Annotated in this window: 16 protein-coding genes (1 of these 16 cut by a window edge); 7 read left to right on the top strand and 9 right to left on the bottom strand. The window is 65.8% G+C overall.

Annotated elements, in window-relative coordinates; translation table 11 throughout:
• From D3877_RS14025 to D3877_RS14000, 6 genes are all read left to right on the top strand, one after another.
• Window positions 1-2,912 carry the 3' portion of a Pls/PosA family non-ribosomal peptide synthetase gene (locus tag D3877_RS14025; RefSeq protein ID WP_119831397.1) on the top strand. The gene continues 1,192 nt to the left of window position 1, outside the view, so 2,912 of the gene's 4,104 nt are visible here — the last part of the coding sequence; its start codon lies beyond the left edge, outside the window; the stop codon is at window positions 2,910-2,912.
• A gap of 232 nt (window positions 2,913-3,144) precedes the next feature.
• On the top strand, window positions 3,145-4,779 hold the full coding sequence (locus D3877_RS14020; protein ID WP_199720808.1) for a fumarate hydratase: 1,635 nt from the start codon (window positions 3,145-3,147) through the stop codon (window positions 4,777-4,779).
• Between the two features lie 64 nt (window positions 4,780-4,843).
• Window positions 4,844-5,098: a type II toxin-antitoxin system CcdA family antitoxin gene (locus D3877_RS14015; RefSeq protein ID WP_119832445.1), complete on the top strand. Its 255-nt coding sequence runs from the start codon at window positions 4,844-4,846 to the stop codon at window positions 5,096-5,098.
• Entirely contained in the window at window positions 5,098-5,412 is a 315-nt protein-coding gene (locus tag D3877_RS14010; RefSeq protein ID WP_119831396.1) for a CcdB family protein, read from the top strand. Before D3877_RS14015 ends, D3877_RS14010 begins: the two co-directional genes overlap by 1 nt.
• A gap of 7 nt (window positions 5,413-5,419) precedes the next feature.
• Window positions 5,420-6,112 (top strand): RluA family pseudouridine synthase, encoded by a 693-nt coding sequence (locus tag D3877_RS14005; RefSeq protein WP_119831395.1) that lies wholly within the window; start codon window positions 5,420-5,422, stop codon window positions 6,110-6,112.
• A 45-nt stretch (window positions 6,113-6,157) separates the two neighbouring features.
• Window positions 6,158-7,639 (top strand): ATP-binding protein, encoded by a 1,482-nt coding sequence (locus D3877_RS14000; RefSeq protein WP_119831394.1) that lies wholly within the window; start codon window positions 6,158-6,160, stop codon window positions 7,637-7,639.
• Here the strand turns inward: D3877_RS14000 and D3877_RS13995 are convergent.
• From D3877_RS13995 to D3877_RS13965, 7 genes are all read right to left on the bottom strand, one after another.
• The gene (locus D3877_RS13995) at window positions 7,599-8,972 is read right to left on the bottom strand and encodes a PAS domain-containing sensor histidine kinase (RefSeq protein WP_119831393.1); all 1,374 of its coding nucleotides are present in this window, start codon (window positions 8,970-8,972) and stop codon (window positions 7,599-7,601) included. The genes D3877_RS14000 and D3877_RS13995 overlap by 41 nt on opposite strands.
• A gap of 90 nt (window positions 8,973-9,062) precedes the next feature.
• Window positions 9,063-10,184 (bottom strand): SpbR family protein, encoded by a 1,122-nt coding sequence (gene spbR, locus D3877_RS13990; protein WP_119831392.1) that lies wholly within the window; start codon window positions 10,182-10,184, stop codon window positions 9,063-9,065.
• A gap of 91 nt (window positions 10,185-10,275) precedes the next feature.
• Complete coding sequence (locus D3877_RS13985) at window positions 10,276-11,085, bottom strand: DUF6969 family protein (protein ID WP_119831391.1); 810 nt, start codon at window positions 11,083-11,085, stop codon at window positions 10,276-10,278.
• Window positions 11,086-11,170: 85 nt separating this feature from the next.
• Window positions 11,171-11,818, bottom strand: a complete 648-nt coding sequence (locus D3877_RS13980; protein ID WP_238474883.1) for an ABC-type transport auxiliary lipoprotein family protein — start codon at window positions 11,816-11,818, stop codon at window positions 11,171-11,173.
• Window positions 11,815-12,774, bottom strand: coding sequence for an MlaD family protein (locus D3877_RS13975; protein WP_119831389.1), 960 nt, complete (start codon window positions 12,772-12,774; stop codon window positions 11,815-11,817). The genes D3877_RS13980 and D3877_RS13975 overlap by 4 nt, the downstream gene beginning before the upstream one ends.
• A gap of 8 nt (window positions 12,775-12,782) precedes the next feature.
• On the bottom strand, window positions 12,783-13,592 hold the full coding sequence (locus D3877_RS13970) for an ABC transporter ATP-binding protein (RefSeq protein ID WP_119832444.1): 810 nt from the start codon (window positions 13,590-13,592) through the stop codon (window positions 12,783-12,785).
• Window positions 13,592-14,767: an MlaE family ABC transporter permease gene (locus D3877_RS13965; RefSeq protein WP_238474882.1), complete on the bottom strand. Its 1,176-nt coding sequence runs from the start codon at window positions 14,765-14,767 to the stop codon at window positions 13,592-13,594. The genes D3877_RS13970 and D3877_RS13965 overlap by 1 nt, the downstream gene beginning before the upstream one ends.
• Window positions 14,768-14,965: 198 nt before the next feature.
• Here D3877_RS13965 and D3877_RS13960 point away from each other — a divergent pair, with 198 nt between their 5' ends.
• Window positions 14,966-15,481: an adenine phosphoribosyltransferase gene (locus tag D3877_RS13960; RefSeq protein WP_119831387.1), complete on the top strand. Its 516-nt coding sequence runs from the start codon at window positions 14,966-14,968 to the stop codon at window positions 15,479-15,481.
• A gap of 11 nt (window positions 15,482-15,492) precedes the next feature.
• Here the strand turns inward: D3877_RS13960 and D3877_RS13955 are convergent, their stop codons facing one another.
• On the bottom strand, window positions 15,493-15,828 hold the full coding sequence (locus tag D3877_RS13955) for a ribbon-helix-helix domain-containing protein (protein ID WP_119831386.1): 336 nt from the start codon (window positions 15,826-15,828) through the stop codon (window positions 15,493-15,495).
• A 41-nt stretch (window positions 15,829-15,869) separates the two neighbouring features.
• A complete protein-coding gene (locus D3877_RS13950; protein ID WP_199720807.1) occupies window positions 15,870-16,442 on the bottom strand; it encodes a DJ-1/PfpI family protein in 573 nt (190 codons plus the stop codon).
• Window positions 16,443-16,663 lie beyond the last annotated feature (221 nt).

Here is a 16,663-nt window from a genome sequence, read left to right as displayed (position 1 = left end):
CGGCGGAAAAATTCATCGCCAACCCGTTCCAGTCCGATGGAACCGCCCCAACGCTCTATCGGTCGGGCGACGCGGTCAGCGTGGATGAGAACGGCAATCTTCTGTTCCATGGCCGCATTGACGATCAGGTCAAAATTCGCGGCTTCCGCCTCGAACTGGGCGAAATCGAAGCCAAACTGACCGACCTTCCCGGCGTGGCGCAAGCCACCGTCGTGCTGCGCGCCGATTACGGGCTGGATCGGCTCGTCGCCTTTCTGGTCGCCCACCCTGGGGCCGAACTTGACGTCGCAGTGTTGCGCGCGGCGTTGCGCGCCCAGCTTCCCAGCTACATGGTCCCCGCCCATTACGAACGGGTGGCCAGCCTGCCCCGGATGACCTCGGGCAAGGCTGACCGCAAGACGTTGCAAACGGTCACGCTGACGGAAGACAACGGCGCCGCCGAACAGGACGAGCCGCGCAGCGCGACCGAAGCCGCCCTGCTGAGCGCCGCCCGCCGGGTCTTCCCCGGTCAGAGCATTCCGTTGGAAGGCGATTTCTTCCTGGATCTCGGTGGCCACTCGCTGTTGGCGGCGCGCTTCGTGTCAGCGGTGCGGGAAAGCGCTGAGCTAGGCGTCCTGACCTTGCAGGACGTCTACGGCGCCCGCACCCTGCGCGCGATGGCCGAGCGTCTGGAGGCCAAGGCTCCGCGCGGAGCGGGCGGCAAGGCCGCCGCGCCACCGGATTTGTCCTTCACCCCGCCGCCCCTGATGCGGCGCTTCCTCTGCGGTTTGGCGCAGGCGGTGGCGCTGCCCTTCATCCTGGCGCTGATGACGGCGCAATGGTTGGGCGTGTTTGTCAGCTACATGCTGCTGTCGGGCGAAGACGCCACGATGTTCCAAGAGGTTGGAACCTTGCTGGGCGTCTACGCCGTCATCAACATCGCCACTCTGGTCATCGCCATCGCCGCCAAATGGTTGGTGATCGGGCGAACCAAACCGGGCCGCTACCCTCTGTGGGGCGTTTATTATTACCGCTGGTGGCTGGCGCAACGCTTCATCAGTCTGGTCCATCTGAAATGGTTCCAGGGATCGCCGGTGATGCGCGTCTTCCTGCGCGCGCTGGGCGCCAAGGTTGGCGACGCGGCGTTGATCGGTGAAATCGAGTCCGGGGCGCTGGATTTGGTCAGCATCGGGTATGGCGCCGCCATCGGCAGCAAGGTCAAGCTGGCCAACGCCGAGGTCATCGGCAATGAGCTGGTGATCGGCTCCATCGACATTGGCGCGGACGCCTACATCGGCACCTCCTGCGTCATCGGGCATGGCGCGGTGATTGGCGAAGGAACCGAACTCGCCGATCTGACCGCGCTGCCCGCCGGGGTAGAAACCGGCGCTTACGAAAAATGGGACGGCTCGCCCGCCCGCAAGGTCGGCGCGGTGGACCGCGAGGCGTTGCCGGAGGAGGCGACCGCCGGGCCGCTGCGCAAGGCGGCGCAGGCGGTGATCTACGCGCTGGCCCTGCTGGCCCTGCCACCCATCGCCTTGATCCCGATCTATCCGGCCTTCTATCTGTTCGACCGGCTCGACGCCATGATGGGCGGGCTGTTCAGGGTCAATTACCTCTATTACGTCCCGGCCATCGCGTGGCCGACGGCGATGGCTCTGGTCGGCGTCACCGTCTTCCTGATCGCCGGGGTGCGCTGGGTGCTGTTGCCGCGCGTCCAGGCCGGAACCTATTCGGTCCACAGTTGGTTCTACGTCCGCAAATGGATCGTCGCCCTGTCCACCGAAGTGATGCTGGAAACCCTCAGCTCCCTCTACGCCACCGTCTACATGCGGGCGTGGTATCGGCTGATGGGCGCCAAGATCGGGCGCGACGCCGAGATCTCGACCAACCTCGCCGGGCGCTATGATCTGGTGGACATCGGCGAGAAATGCTTCATCGCCGACGAGGTGGTGTTGGGCGACGAGGACATCCGGCGCGGCTGGATGGAACTGAAGCCGGTCAAGACCGAGGCGCGCGTCTTCGTCGGCAACGACGCCGTGGTGCCGCCGGGCGCGGTCATTCCGACCGGCTGCCTGATCGGCATCAAATCGAAGCCGCCGACCAACGACCAGATGCAGCCGAACGACACTTGGTTCGGCAGCCCGCCGATCAAGCTGCCGGTGCGCCAGAAGTTCGACAACATCTCGTCCAATTGGACCTTTGAGCCGTCACGCGCCCGCCGTCTGGGCCGCGCCCTGTTCGAGGCGTTCAGCCTGTCGATGCCGACGATGCTGTTCATCACCTTCGGCACCTTCGCGGTGGAACTGTTCGCCCCGGCCATCATCGACGGGCGTTACGGTGATTTCCTGTGGCAGTTCATCGGCGTCAGCGTCGCCATTCCCTCAGCGATGGTGTTGATGGTCGTGCTGGTCAAATGGGCGCTGATGGGCCGCTACACCCCGACCATGAAGCCGATGTGGTCCTGGTGGGCGATGCGGACCGAAGCGGTGGCTGTGCTCTATTGGGGGTTGGCGGGCAAGGTGCTGCTCGACCATCTGCGCGGCACGCCGATGCTGCCCTGGGTGCTGTGGCTGTTTGGCACGAAGTTCGGCCAGGGCGTCTTCATGGACACCACCGACATCACCGAGTTCGATTGCGTGTCGGTCGGCGATTACGCGGCGGTGAACGCGCTGTCGGCCTTGCAAACCCATCTGTACGAGGATCGGGTGATGAAGGTTGGCCGCGTGTCGGTCGCCCAAGGCGTCACCGTCGGAGCCGGGGCCACGGTGCTCTACGACACCCACATCGGCGAATTCGCCCGGCTGGGTCCGTTGACGCTGGTGATGAAGGGCGAGGACATCCCCGCCCACACCGAATGGGTCGGCGCCCCCGCCGAACCGGCGGAACAGGCTCCGTTCGCAGCCTCGGGCGGTCTGAAGGCGGCGGCGTAAGCGGTCGGCCGGTCAAGCCGCGACCAATCAAGGGCTGCGCTTCGGCGCGGCCCTTTTTGTTGGGCGCTATTGCCGCAACCGCCCCGGCGCGTCCGCCTTATCGTTGTGTCGTCCCCCCAGCGGTGTATAAGGGGGGCCGAGCGCGGCCCCGCCCCTTTTCGCGCGCCGGGGATCGATCCGGCGGGCCAGGGAAGCGGCGGGCAGCACACGGATATTGCCGAAGGAACGCCCCATGCCCGACGACATCGCCTCAGCCAACGGAGCCGCTGGCCTGTTTCCGCTCGCCAAGGACGAAACGACCTACCGCAAGCTGTCTTCCGACCATGTGTCCGTCGTCGACTTCGACGGCGAGCAGGTTCTGAAGGTGGAGCCGGAAGGTCTGCGTCTGCTGGCCGAGGCGGCCTTCGCCGACATCAACCATCTGCTGCGCCCCGGCCATCTGGCCCAGTTGGCGACGATTCTGAAGGATGACGAGGCCTCGGCCAACGACAAGTTCGTGGCGCTCGACCTTCTCAAGAACGCCAACATCGCCGCCGCCGGGACGCTGCCGATGTGCCAGGACACCGGCACCGCCATCATCATGGGCAAGAAGGGCCGCCGCGTTTGGACCAAGGGCGGCGACGAGGCCGCGCTGTCCGAAGGCGCCCGCGACGCCTATCTGAAGCGCAACCTGCGCTACAGCCAGCTCGCGCCCATCTCGATGTATGAGGAAAAGAACACCCGCAACAACCTGCCCGCCCAGATCGACATTTATTCGGAGGGCGAGGATTATTACAAATTCCTGTTCATGGCCAAGGGCGGCGGGTCGGCCAACAAGACCTTCCTGCATCAGGCCACCCCGTCGGTGCTGGCTCCCGACCGTTTGCTGAAGTTCCTGGAAGACAAGATCCGCTATCTCGGCACCTCGGCCTGCCCGCCCTACCATCTGGCCATCGTCATCGGCGGCCTGTCGGCGGAACAGAATCTGAAGACGGTCAAGCTGGCCTCCGCCCGTTATCTGGACGGTCTGCCGACCAGCGGCGGTGAAGACGCCCACGCCTTCCGCGATCTGGCGATGGAGGCCGAAGTTCACAAGCTGACCCAGAACATGGGCATCGGCGCCCAGTTCGGCGGCAAGTATTTCTGCCACGACGTCCGCGTCATCCGCCTGCCCCGCCATGGCGCCTCGCTGCCCATCGGGGTTGGCGTCTCCTGCTCGGCGGATCGTCAGGCGGTCGGCAAGATCACCAAGGACGGCATCTTCCTGGAGCAGTTGGAAACCGATCCGGCCCAGTATCTGCCGGAGATCGGCGACGAGCATCTGTCCGACGATGTGGTCAAGATCGACCTGAACCAGCCGATGGCCGACATCCGCGCCACGCTGTCCCAGCACCCGATCCGCACCCGCTTGTCACTGACCGGATCGTTGATCGTCGCCCGCGATCTGGCGCACTCCAAGCTGCGCGCTCGTCTGGACGCGGGCGAGCCTCTGCCGGATTACTTCAAGAACCACCCGATCTATTACGCCGGCCCGGCCAAGACGCCGGAAGGCTACGCCTCAGGCTCCTTCGGGCCGACCACGGCGGGGCGGATGGACAGCTTCGTCGATCAGTTCCAGGCGGCGGGCGGCTCCATGGTCATGCTGGCCAAGGGCAACCGCAGCCCCGAAGTGACGGCGGCTTGCAAGGCGCATGGCGGCTTCTATCTCGGCTCCATCGGCGGCGCCGCCGCCCGTCTGGCGCAGGACTGCATCAAGAAGGTCGAGTGCGTCGAGTATCCCGAACTGGGCATGGAAGCCATCTGGCGCATCGAGGTCGAGGATTTCCCGGCCTTCATCATCGTCGATGACAAGGGCAATGATTTCTTCAAGGAATTGAAGCTCGCGTAAGGCCGACTTGCCGTTCCTCGCGTCCTGCGCCTATCATGGCCGGGACGCGAGGGAGGCTTTCGGCATGGACGGCATACAGGACCGACCGGCGCAAAAACGCCCGGTGACGGTGTTGCTGGACGAGGATCTGGTCCGCCGCGCGGAATCCCTGACCGGCAACCTGTCGGATCGGGTGGAGAAGCTGTTGACCGACTATGTCACCCAGGAGGAGCGCGACCGCGACGAGCGGGACCGTCGGCTCGACGCCGTTATCGCCACCTGGAACGAGTTCGACGCGATTCATGGCTCCTTCGCTGACCAGTATCTCGACGATCTCTGATGTCCCAATTTGATGTTCATCGGACCAAGGGCGGTCAACGGTCGATCATACCTTATGTCGTCATCGTTCAGTCTCACCGCTTCGATCATTTCCATCGGCGCTTTGTTGTTCCTCTGGTTGACAAGAGCGCCAATCCTCCGGTTGAGGCTGCTTTAAATCCGGTGTTCATCATTGAAAACCGCGCCGTGGTTTTGCACACGCTTCAGAGCTTGTCCATTCCCTCCCATCTCGGCGAGACGGTCTGTTCGCTCGCAGACGACGGCGACCGCATCATTGCGGCGCTCGATTTGTTGATTTCTCGCGCCTGGGGATAAACCACCCGTGACACCCGCCCAAATTCAAGACCGCATCCTCTTCCGTGACGGTCTGATGCTCATCATCGACAAGCCCGCCGGGTTGCCGGTCCACGCCGGGCCAGCGGGCGGTCCCAATCTGGAACGGCATTTCGACGCCCTGCGTTTTGGCTTCCCCAAGGCCCCGTCGCTGGCCCACCGGCTGGACCGCGACACCTCGGGCTGTTTGATCCTCGGTCGCCACGCCAAGGCGCTGCGCAAGATCGGCATCCTGTTCCAGGACGGCAAGGTGGACAAAACCTATTGGGCGGTGGTCGCCGGATCGCCCCCGGCGGAGTCCGGGCGGATCGAGTTGACGCTGTCCAAGGTCTCGAACAAGACCGGCGGCTGGCGGATGGTCGGCGGGCTGCCCGACGGGCAAACCGCGATCACCGATTATGTGGTCAAGGGCCGGGCCAACGGCAGAACGTGGCTGGAATTGACCCCGCACACCGGGCGAACCCACCAGATCCGCGTGCATTGCGCCTCCATCGGCTGTCCGCTGCTGGGCGATCCGCAATATGGCGGGCCGGAGGGGCATCCGCTGCATCTGCATTCGCGCGCGATCTCCCTGCCGCTTTACCCCAAGCGCGAGCCGGTCGGCGCCGTCGCCCCGATTCCCGCCCACATGCGGGCGGCGCTGGCCGCTTGCGGGTTTGCCGAAGACCCGATTCACGGGTAGGCTTCCCCATCGCTGCGTCGCAGCATGACGATTCCGAGGACGCGCATGATCCCCATTGGCGCCACCACCGCCCGTTGGATGACCTTGCGCTACGGCGTCGCCCTGGCGTTGATCGCGCTGGGCACGCTGGCCGGTTTCGTGATGACCGAGCGGGTGATCGGCCAGCATGAACGGATGCTGGAGGTGGTCAACGTCTCGGGCCGCCAGCGCATGCTGTCGCAACGCACCGCCCTGCTGGTTGAACAGCTCAAGCACAACCCCGACGCCTATTCCCGCGCCGATCTGGGCCGCCAGTTGGCTGAGGCGACCGACATGTTCGAGGCGGCGCACCGGCGCTTGAGCGGGCGGGCCGGTCCCGCCGGCGGCCCGGCCCTGGGGCCGCCGCCCAAGGATTTGTTTTTCGGCGGCTCCGATCCTCTCGACCCGCTGGTGAGCCGCCACATCGCCGCCCTGCGTGCCGTCATCGCCGCCGCCCCCAGCGGTTTGCCCCCCGGCATGGCCGATGCCGATTACGTGACCACCCAAGCCTTGGGGCCGCTGCTTGATCGGTTGGAGGTCATGGTCGCGCTCTATCAGGAAGAGGGCGAGGCGGGCTTTCACTCCCTGCACCGGATGGGGTTGGCGGCGCTGATCCTGACGCTGCTGACGCTGCTGTTCGAGGCGCTGGTCATCTTCCGCCCGATGACCCGCCATGTGCGCGACCAGTTCACCGAAATCGCCCGGATGACCGACGCCATCGAGCGGGCCAACGCCACGCTGGAGCAGCAGGTGCGCGAACGCACCGCCGAGTTGCACGCCGCCAAAAACGCGGCAGAGCAGGCCCACCGCGCCAAATCGCGCTTCCTCGCCCACGCCAGCCACGATCTGCACCAACCCTTGCAGGCCATCGGCATGTTCACCGGCATGCTGGAGCGTCAGAGCCAGACCGCCAAGGCGATGGCGATGCTGACCGATCTGAAGGCGGCCCAGCGGTCGATGCGCGACCTGCTGAACGCGATTTTGGAAATCTCCAAGCTGGAATCCGGCGTGATCTTGCCCAAACCCGCCGACGTCCCGCTCTCCCCCCTGCTCGACCAGTTGGAAGCGGAGTTCGCGGGGCAGGCGGACGCCAAGGGGCTGCGCCTGCGCGCCGTGCCGACCGACGTGGTGGTTCACAGCGACCCGGCCTTGTTGGAACGCATCATCCGCAACCTGATCGCCAACGCCATCCGCTACACCGAACAGGGCGGCGTTCTGGTCGGTTGCCGCCGTCGCGGCGGCGCGCTGTGGATCGAGGTTTACGACACCGGGCGCGGCATCGCCGAAACCGACCGTCGCCGCATCTTCGAGGAGTTCGTCCAGCTCGACCGCCCCGACCGCGACCGCAGCGAGGGAATCGGCTTGGGCCTGGCGATTGTCGAGCGCCTGGCCCGGTTGCTCGGCCATCCGGTGGCGGTGCGTTCGGTCGAAGGCAAAGGCGCCGTCTTTTCCGTCCAAGCGCCGGAGGTCACGCCTCGTCGGGACGAGCCACCGGCAAGCGGACGCTGACGGTCGTTCCCTCCCCCTCCCGGCTGCGCACGTCCAACGTGCCGTGCAGCAGTTCGACGAAGGAGCGCACCAGCGGCAGGCCAAGGCCGGTGCCGCCCGCCCGGCGGGACAATTGGCTGTCCACCTGCCCGAAGGGCTGCAAGGCGATGGCGATGCCCTCGGCGTTCATGCCGATGCCGGTGTCGGCCACCTCGATCAAAATGCGGTCATGGTCGGGCCGCACCCGCAGCGACACCTGACCTCCAGAGCCAGTGAATTTGACGGCGTTGGACAGCAGATTCAGCAAAATCTGCTTCACCCGCACCGGATCGCCCAGCATCAACGGCGTGTCGTCGGCCACCGAATCAAGCAGGGTGATGCCGCCCTCCTCCGCCCGCTCGGCGATCAGCAGCAACGAGCTGTCCACCGCGTCGCGGACGTTCATCGGCTGGGGGTACAGGTCCAGCTTGCCCGCCTCGATCTTGGCAACGTCGAGAATGTCGTTGATGACCGCCAGCAAATGCTGGCCGGATTTGCCGATCACCCCGGCGTAATGCAGATATTTCGGGTGGCCAATCGGCCCGACGATCTCGCTTTCCATCATCGAGGAAAAGCCGATGATCGCGTTCAACGGCGTGCGCAGCTCATGGCTCATGTTGGCCAGAAATTCGCTTTTGGCCCGGTTGGCCAGTTCGGCCTGTTCCTTGGCCTGGATCAGCGCCTGTTCAGCCCGGCGGCGCTCCTGCACCTCCTGCATCAGGGCGCGGGTGCGTTCGGCCACCCGCATCTCCAACTCGTCGCGGGCGTGGCGCAGCGCCAGTTCGGCGCGTTTGCGGCGGGTGATGTCCTGGCCGACGCAGATGATCGCCGGGGCGACCCCCTCGGTTTCCGGCAGACGGTTCATGTTCCACAGCAGCACCCGCTCGCCCACCCCGGCGCGGTCATGCTGCACCTGTTCGAAATTGCGAACCTCCTGCCCTTCCCCAGCGATGGCGAGTTGCGCGGCGAACACCCCGCCGGGCCGCTCCCCGACCACCTCCATCCAGGACCGCCCGATGGCGCTGTCGGGATTCAGACCGAAGGCGCGTTCGGCCTCGCGGTTGGCCTCCTGCACGCGGCCATCCTGGCCCAGAACCAAAATGATGCTGGCCGCCGTTTGCACCAGAGAGCGGAATCGCGCTTCGCTGGCCCGCAGCCCGGCGTCGCGCGGCTTGTGGGGGTCCAGAGCGGAGCGGGCCTCCAACGCGGCGATGCGCCGTTCGAGACGACGGATCGTCTCCTCTGGCGTCTCGCTGGACGTCTGGGAAGCGCGGTCGGCGGATTGACTGTGCGGAGGCGAGGCCGCGCGCTTCATCCCTTCAGCCCCTACAAGCCCATCCCGTCACGCAGTCTGCGACCAAACGACACACCGACGCAAGCGCCCATCGGCCTCGGAAGGCCCCCGTCAGGCCGCCTCATGCTCCGTCTGCATCATGTCGCCCAGCTTGGTCAGGAGGAAATCCAAATCCTCCGGCGCCAAATCCTCATACTGGGTCAGAATGCGTTCGATCAGGCGGCGGCGATGACGCTCCCGGTCGCCGGGTTCGCCGTCGTAAGGGGTCTCGCGCAGCACGTCGATGGCGATGCGGCAGGCGGGCAGCAGGGCCGACGGCAGTTTCGCCTTGTCGTACAGGGATTTCAGCCCCAACCGCCCGGCGTCATGGATCAGCAGCCGCGCGTTGGTCATCGGCACATTCGCCATCTGCGAGATCGCGTGCTCGAAAAACGCGATGTCGCCGGTGCACAGCGAGCGGACCAGCAACGACGGCGTCAGGCGTCCGGTGCGCGCCAGTTGGGCGACCAGCCGCTCCAACGCGCTTTCGTCATTCTCGCCGCTGAACAGCGCCACGGTGGCGCGCTCGCGGCTTTGAAGGATCAACTCGGACGCGACCTTGGCCGGAAGTTCATGATGCGACACCAAATGTTGGCGCAGCTTTTCCGACACCACCGCCACCAGCCGTTCGGCGATGGTGATCGGCAATTTGCCCCGGTGGACCAGCGGATCCTGCACGGCTTCGCTGGCGCCAAAACGGTCGATCACCTTCCCCAGCGTCTGTTCGCCCAGTTCCGCCCCTTCGTTGGCGACCAGCGCCGCCACGGCCTTTTCCGACCCGGTTTCCACCAGCGCGTCGGCGACGGCGGCGGGAACGTTCGGGCGTTGGGCGATGGCCAAACTTTTGGAGTCGGCGCCCGACCGCAAGATCTCGATCAAATCGGCGCTGGTCAGCACGGTGGACACGCTGAGCAGCGGAATCGCCACCGCCTCCACATCCCGCGCCATGGTCAGGGCGACGTCGCGCGGCAGGGCCGGGTTGGATTTCAGATTCTCGGCCAAGGTCTGGCGGACGCTGACCACCGCGTCGTTCACCATCACCCGGATGATGTCTTCCGCCAGTTTTCGTTCGCTGGCGGACAGTTCCGCGCCGCCGAATTGGCGGGCGATCTTGGCGGCAAGATCGGTCCGGCTGTTGGGCGACGGGTCCGACAACAGTCGAACGACGTCGGCTTGGGTCAAATGCTCGGTCATGGGTCGCGGACCCTTCCTGCCCTGGTCTGCCCCCTTATGGCCGGGAGCACTTCCTCACGTTAAAGGATGTGACGAAACTGTTGAACCTTCATTAACGAAGAAGGCGGGACGGATCGGCGGAGATTGTCAAACCACCCCCCTCGTCCTCCACAAACCGGGGCGGTTCTGGAAGAATTGAGCGACGGCGGCGGGTTCCACGCGCCAGCATCTCCACCTCGGCAATCTGCTCCTCCACCGAGATGGGGCATTGGGAGGCGACCTCCAACCCCCGATCCTCATAAACATAGGCGTCGGGATGTTGGTTGGCCCAGCGACCTATCGCCGCGTCCCGCTCACGCAACAGGCGGATGATCTGGGGGCGGAACAGGCGGACCAGCCCGGTGATCCAGCGGTTGGTCGGCCAGGAGGGGCGGGCGTGATCGACGATGAAGGAATCGAGCATGGCCACCACATCGTCCGCCGCGTACCAGGTTTCGCCCGTGACCCAGCGGTTGGTGGTGAACAGCCGCACCGGCTGCCCGGCCACGTCCATGGCGACGCCGATCAAATGGGACAGCGCATCGTTGTCGTTGTCGGGCGGGGCGTAGTCCGGCAGCGGGGCCGGACGGATTCCCGAGGGCATGCCGTGGGGACGCAGGAAGCTGTGGAAATGGCCATGCTCACCCTTGGGCCGTTCGTCTTCGGGGTGACAATGGTAATAATATTGCGCGTGATGCTCGGCGTCATACACGTCGCCCGGCGGGTAGTGGCGCCACTCATAGAGCGTGCCATGCCCACGCAGCAATTCGCCGACCACGGTGTCGCCGGTCTTGGCCAGCACCCGCTGGCAGACCCGAACCTCCCGACCGGCCTCGGCCATCGCCTCCAATTCCTCGCGGGGAAGTCCCGAAAGTTCCGTCATCAACGCCCGTCCGCCACCTCGCGATCAACCCTATTACGCACGCGGATATGCAGCCCTGGCAAGGTTTTTCCGCGCGGCCCAGCGGTTACGGGATGGCGGCGCGCCCATTGCGCAGCGTCCAACTCACCAGCGCGCCGCTGATCTGACCCAACGCCACGTCATAGGCGGCGATCACGTCGGTGAAATCCCGCCCACGGACGGGAACCACCGCGTCAAAGGTTTCCCCCGCTTCGATGGTCCGGCGCGGCATCGCCACCAGCTTGGCCGACAGCCGGACATGCACGCGGTCCGGGCTGGTCGCGCCCGGCGTCGCGTATTCGGCCTGGAAGTCGCGCAACTCCGATTTCAGCACAAGGTCGGAGCGCAGCCCCATGGTGTCGCGTCCGACCGACAGGATCCGCCCGCTGTCCTCAAAGGACTGGACAATGACCCCCTGCACCATGTTCGGCGCCCGGTCGGCCCACGACACGTCGGCGAAATAATCCAACGTGGTTGGCGTGCGCGACAGGGCGATGCGCGGCGTGTCGACGCCCGCCGCCGACGACGGCGTTTCGACCAGCAATTGCCATGTCACCGTCGGCGCCCCAGCCTCGACCACGGCGCGCGGCGTCAGGGTGTAGAGCTTGGGCGCGGTGGGGTTGATGATCGTCGAGCAGGCCGTCAGCCCCAACAGCGCCAGACCAAGCCCCACCAGGGACGCCAACCGCCCCATCATCCGTGTTCGACCGTTCATTTGCCCCGCACCTCCACACCCTGCCGGGTTCCGCCAAACAGGAAGTTCGACGGGTCATTTTCAATCCGTGTGACCACCCGCGACAACTGACCCGACAGGTCGCGCAACTGGGCGATCAACAAACTCAAGTCATACAGCCCCGTCGCCGTGAAGTCGCGCATTGGCGCGCGGTTTTCGCCCAAAAGGGCGGTCAGCTCGGTCGACGTGCGCTTGAGCGACTGAATCAGGTCGCGGCTGTCTCCGGTCAATTGCTTGGCGCTGTTGTTGACGGTGGCCAGCGTGTCGCGCGCCTGGATGATCGTTTGATCCAGATGCGGGCCGACCGGCTCCAGCCCCTTCAACGTGTCCCGCGCCTGCGCCATCGTGCCGTCCAGCCCCGCCGTGGCGCGGGCCAGATCGCCGCTGATGCGGCTGACGTTGGCCAGAATGTCGGTCATCGCCTTTTGATTGTCGGCGTTCATCATATCGCCCAAACGGGCGATCAGTTCCGACGCCCGGCTGACCAGTTGCGGCGCGCTGTCCACCACCGCCGACAAAGAGGAGGTTTTCGAGGGGATCACTGGAATCCCATCCGGCGCGGTCGCCTTCAACCGTTCCGCCCCCTCCGTCCCGCCGGAAATCTGCACATAGGCGCCGCCGGTGATGCCCTGCATTTCCAGCGACGCGATGGAGTCGGCCATGATCGGCGTGTCGTTCTGCACCTGAATGGTGACGCGCACGCGGGTGACATTGTCGGGATCGAGCCGGATGTCGCCCACCGTCCCCACCGGCACGCCGCGATAGCGCACCGGGCTGCCGGGTTGCAGGCCCGTGACCGAGCCGGTGAAATACACCCGGTAGGGCTGGCGGGTTTCTTCCAACTGGACCTTGGCGATCCAGACAGAGAAGCCCAACAGACCGGCGATCAGGACCAGCACGAAGCTGCCGACCAGAATGTAGCTGGCGCGCGTTTCCATGGCTTGCCTCAATCCGTCGCGTGGCGCGCGGCGCGGCCACGCGGTCCGTGAAAATAATCGTGAATCCAGGGGTGTGGGTCGGCCAGATGCTGCTCCAGCGTGCCCACCCGAATTTTCTTGTCCACCAGCACCGCGATGCGGTCGCAGATGGTCACGAGGCTGTCCAGATCATGCGTCACCATGAAAACCGTCAGCCCCAGACTGCGTTGAAGGTCGCGAATCAGCGTGTCGAAGGCCCCCGCCCCGATGGGATCCAGCCCGGCGGTCGGCTCGTCCAAAAACAGGATGGCGGGGTCGAGCGCCAGGGCGCGGGCCAGCGCCGCCCGCTTGACCATGCCGCCGGACAGTTGCGAGGGCTGCTTGGCCCCGGCGTCCGGCGGCAACCCGGCAATGGCGATCTTCACCCGCGCGACCTCGCCAATCAGCGACAGAGGCAGATCGGTGTGCTCCTTCAACGGCAGCATGATGTTTTCCGCCACCGTCATCGAGCTGAACAGCGCGCCGTTCTGGAACAGCACGCCGGTGCGCGCCTGGAGCGCGGCGCGCTCGTCCCGCGACAAATCGGCGGTGTCGTGCCCCAAAAGCTCGATCCGCCCGGCGGCGGGCTTTATCAGGCCAAGGATTTCCTTCAGCAGCACCGATTTTCCGGAGCCGGAGCCGCCGACGACGCCCAGCACCTCGCCCGCCTGAACGTCGAGATCAAGCCCGTCATGGACGGTCTGCGTGCCGAATCGGGTGACGAGGTCCCGCACCCGGATGACGGGCCGGATGACGGGTTGCGCGGTCGTCGGCAGGTCGGGGGCGACTGTTTCGCTCATCACACGCCCAACACCGAAAACAGCACGGAGAACAGCGCGTCGATGACGATCACCAGAAAGATCCCCTCGACGACGGATTTGGTGGTCAGGGTTCCGACGCTTTCGGCGCTGCCCGACACCTTCAGCCCCTCGTAACAGCCGACCATGGCGATGACCAGGGCGAAGACCGGCGCCTTTATCAACCCGGCCATCACCGTTCCGATGCCGACCGCCGTGTGAAGTTGCAGGATGAACTGACCAAAGGTGATGTTGAGAGTCGCGTAGCTCATCACCGCGCCGCCAAACAGCCCCATGATGTCGGCGTAAAAGGCCAACAGCGGCAGGCTGACCATCAGGGCGATGGCGCGCGGCACCACCAGCAATTCGATGGGATCCAGCCCCATGGTGCCGATCGCGTCCACCTCTTGGTTGACCTTCATCGTGCCGATCTGCGCGGTGAAGGCGGAGCCGGAGCGTCCGGCGACGATGATCGCCGTCATCAAAATGCCGATCTCGCGCAGAACCGACACCCCCAGCAGATTGACGACGTACAGCTCCGCCCCGAAGCGCTTCAACTGGTCGGCCCCTTGGAAGGCCAGGACCACGCCGATCAAGAAGGACAGCAGCCCGAGAATCGGCAGCGCGTTCAAGCCGGTCTGTTGGATGTGGTAGAACACGGACGTCACGCGCAGCCGCGACGGGTGGAGCAGCAGCCGGGCGAAGGTGATGGTGACAAGGCCGAGAAAGCCAATGAGATCCAGCGCCTCTTTTCCCGCCGCGATGGAGTCCTCGCCGATTCCGGCGATCATGTCGATGATCGGGTGATGGCTCGGCGCGACGATCTTGACCGCCGCCTTGCCCGCCCCGCGCACCGCGTCGATCAAGGCGGCGTGCTCGGGCCGGGCGTCCAGGACCGTCACCTTGCGGCCTTCCGCCGTCAGCCGGTCGGCCAGCCCCATCAACAGGCACGCCCCCACGGTGTCGAGCGCCTCAAGCCCGGCAAGGCCAAAGCGCACGGCGCTCGCCGATTTGGCAAGCTGGATCGCGTCCAGCGCGGCGGTGGCCGCGTCGGCGGCGTCCAACGTCCAGCGTCCGCCCGCGTCCAGGCGCCACGCCCCCTCGCCGGTCGCCCCGTCGCTCCCCGCATCGCCTTGCCGCGACTTGATCCACACCCGTTCCGCCACCACGCCGCGCACCCGCTCCGCCCCTGTGTCACACTTGCGGGCTAGACGGTGGCGATGCGGACGCGGCGGGTCAACCCCGCAGCGCATGCATAGGCCCGATGGCTGCGCCCCACCCCCTGCGGCGCAACGCCTGTTTGCGCGCGTTCATCCCGCCCGATAGAGTGCGTCGTTGGTCGGCGTCGCGCCACGCTCTTGGACGGACCTTTCCCCATGGATTTGAAAACCCACATTCGCGGCATCCCGGATTTCCCGAAGCCGGGCATCCTGTTTTACGACGTGTCGCCGCTGCTGGCCCATGGTCCGGCCTGGAAAGCCGCCATCGACCAACTGGCCGAGGCGATCCGCCCGCACAAGCCCGATCTGCTGGTCGGCATCGAGTCGCGCGGCTTCCTGGTCGCCGCGCCGCTGGCCCTGGCGCTGGGCATCGGCTTCGTCATGGTGCGCAAGCACGGCAAGCTGCCGGGCGACAAGGTGAAGCATTCCTATGATCTGGAATATGGCACCGACACCATCGAGGTGCAGGCCGACGCGGTGACGCCGGGGCAGCGCGTGGTGATGCTGGACGATCTTCTGGCGACCGGCGGCACGATGGCCGCCGCGATCAGCCTGCTGCGTCAGGTCGGCGCCGACGTCCGCGCCGCCGCCTTCCTGGTGGAACTGACCTTCCTGAACGGGCGCGACAAGCTGGACGTCCCCAGCGTCTCGCTGATGGCCTACGACGAGTAACCCTGTTTGGGTTAAGGCCGCAACGCCACCACCTCCGCCTCCCGCCGCAAAACCGGGCGAGGGGCGGGTGCGGCCTCCTCCTTGCCCAGAACCAGGGTGAGGTAGCGCATGCAACTGACCCGCAGGAACGAGGCGAGATTCGGCACCTCGCCGCGCGCCTCGACGATCTCGTCATACAGCTTGGCGATCAATTGATTGACCGTCATGCCGTCGCGCGCGGCGATGTCGGCCAGCACGTCCCAGAACAGATTCTCCAGGCGAATGCTGGTCACGACCCCGTGGATGCGCACCGAGCGCGACCGGCATTCGTAGAGAATCGGATCAGCCTTGACGTAGATCTCGCACATGCGCCGCTCTCCTTCGTCCCGGCTTTGGTCCGACCTTTGGTTTATTCGGCGTCCAGCGCCGTGAGGAACAGCGCCAGCCACGCCGGGTGCGCCGGCCAGGCCGGGGCCGTCACCAGTTTACCGTCCGCCACGGCGGAATCGAGCGGGATGTCGGCGTACTCGCCGCCCGCCAACTCGACCTCCGGCTTGCAGGCCGGATAGGCCGACACCCGGCGACCCTTCAGCACGCCCGCCGCCGCGAGAAGCTGCGCGCCATGGCAAACCGCCGCCACCGGCTTGTCTTGCGCGAAGAAGGCCTGGACCAGCGCGATGACGTCGGCGTTCAGCCGCAAATACTCCGGCGCCCGCCCGCCGGGAATGACCAGCCCGTCGTACCCAGCGGCGCTGACCGACTCGAACGAGGCGTTGAGGGTGAAATTGTGGCCGCGCTTTTCGCTGTAGGTCTGATCGCCTTCGAAATCATGGATGGCGGTGGCGATGCGGTCGCCCGCGTGCTTGCCCGGACACACCGCGTGGACGGTGTGGCCGACCATGGCGAGCGCCTGGAACGGCACCATCGTCTCGTAATCCTCGGCGTAATCCCCAACGATCATCAGGATCTTCTTCGCGGCCATGGAACCCTCCCGTATCTGCGCATTGGATTGCGGAGCCGATCATCCGGCAGAGCGACTATCCCACCGCCCCCGCACGGGTGGGTAACAATGGGCTACTCGCAACGGGAAAATCTTGCCGTCGCCCTGAGATTCTTGCCGGGCGGTCCGGAACAACCGTTGGTTCAAACCGACAGAATCCTTGCAAACACTGGCTTCACCATTCTGGCCCGCTTCCTGCATTC

Origin of the sequence: Azospirillum cavernae (assembly GCF_003590795.1) — a bacterium.
Taxonomy (GTDB): domain Bacteria; phylum Pseudomonadota; class Alphaproteobacteria; order Azospirillales; family Azospirillaceae; genus Azospirillum; species Azospirillum cavernae.
This window is presented reverse-complemented; position numbering and strand designations above follow the sequence as displayed.

What these genes read in the sequence shown, in the direction of transcription:
- D3877_RS14020 (WP_199720808.1), top strand. Translation starts at nt 3,145, where the DNA reads ATGCCCGACGACATCGCCTCAGCCAACGGAGCCGCTGGCCTGTTTCCG.
- D3877_RS14015 (WP_119832445.1), top strand. Translation starts at nt 4,844, where the DNA reads ATGGACGGCATACAGGACCGACCGGCGCAAAAACGCCCGGTGACGGTG.
- D3877_RS14010 (WP_119831396.1), top strand. Translation starts at nt 5,098, where the DNA reads ATGTCCCAATTTGATGTTCATCGGACCAAGGGCGGTCAACGGTCGATC.
- D3877_RS14000 (WP_119831394.1), top strand. Translation starts at nt 6,158, where the DNA reads ATGATCCCCATTGGCGCCACCACCGCCCGTTGGATGACCTTGCGCTAC.
- D3877_RS13995 (WP_119831393.1), bottom strand. Translation starts at nt 8,972, where the DNA reads ATGAAGCGCGCGGCCTCGCCTCCGCACAGTCAATCCGCCGACCGCGCT.
- spbR (WP_119831392.1), bottom strand. Translation starts at nt 10,184, where the DNA reads ATGACCGAGCATTTGACCCAAGCCGACGTCGTTCGACTGTTGTCGGAC.
- D3877_RS13985 (WP_119831391.1), bottom strand. Translation starts at nt 11,085, where the DNA reads ATGACGGAACTTTCGGGACTTCCCCGCGAGGAATTGGAGGCGATGGCC.
- D3877_RS13980 (WP_238474883.1), bottom strand. Translation starts at nt 11,818, where the DNA reads ATGAACGGTCGAACACGGATGATGGGGCGGTTGGCGTCCCTGGTGGGG.
- D3877_RS13975 (WP_119831389.1), bottom strand. Translation starts at nt 12,774, where the DNA reads ATGGAAACGCGCGCCAGCTACATTCTGGTCGGCAGCTTCGTGCTGGTC.
- D3877_RS13970 (WP_119832444.1), bottom strand. Translation starts at nt 13,592, where the DNA reads ATGAGCGAAACAGTCGCCCCCGACCTGCCGACGACCGCGCAACCCGTC.
- D3877_RS13960 (WP_119831387.1), top strand. Translation starts at nt 14,966, where the DNA reads ATGGATTTGAAAACCCACATTCGCGGCATCCCGGATTTCCCGAAGCCG.
- D3877_RS13955 (WP_119831386.1), bottom strand. Translation starts at nt 15,828, where the DNA reads ATGTGCGAGATCTACGTCAAGGCTGATCCGATTCTCTACGAATGCCGG.
- D3877_RS13950 (WP_199720807.1), bottom strand. Translation starts at nt 16,442, where the DNA reads ATGGCCGCGAAGAAGATCCTGATGATCGTTGGGGATTACGCCGAGGAT.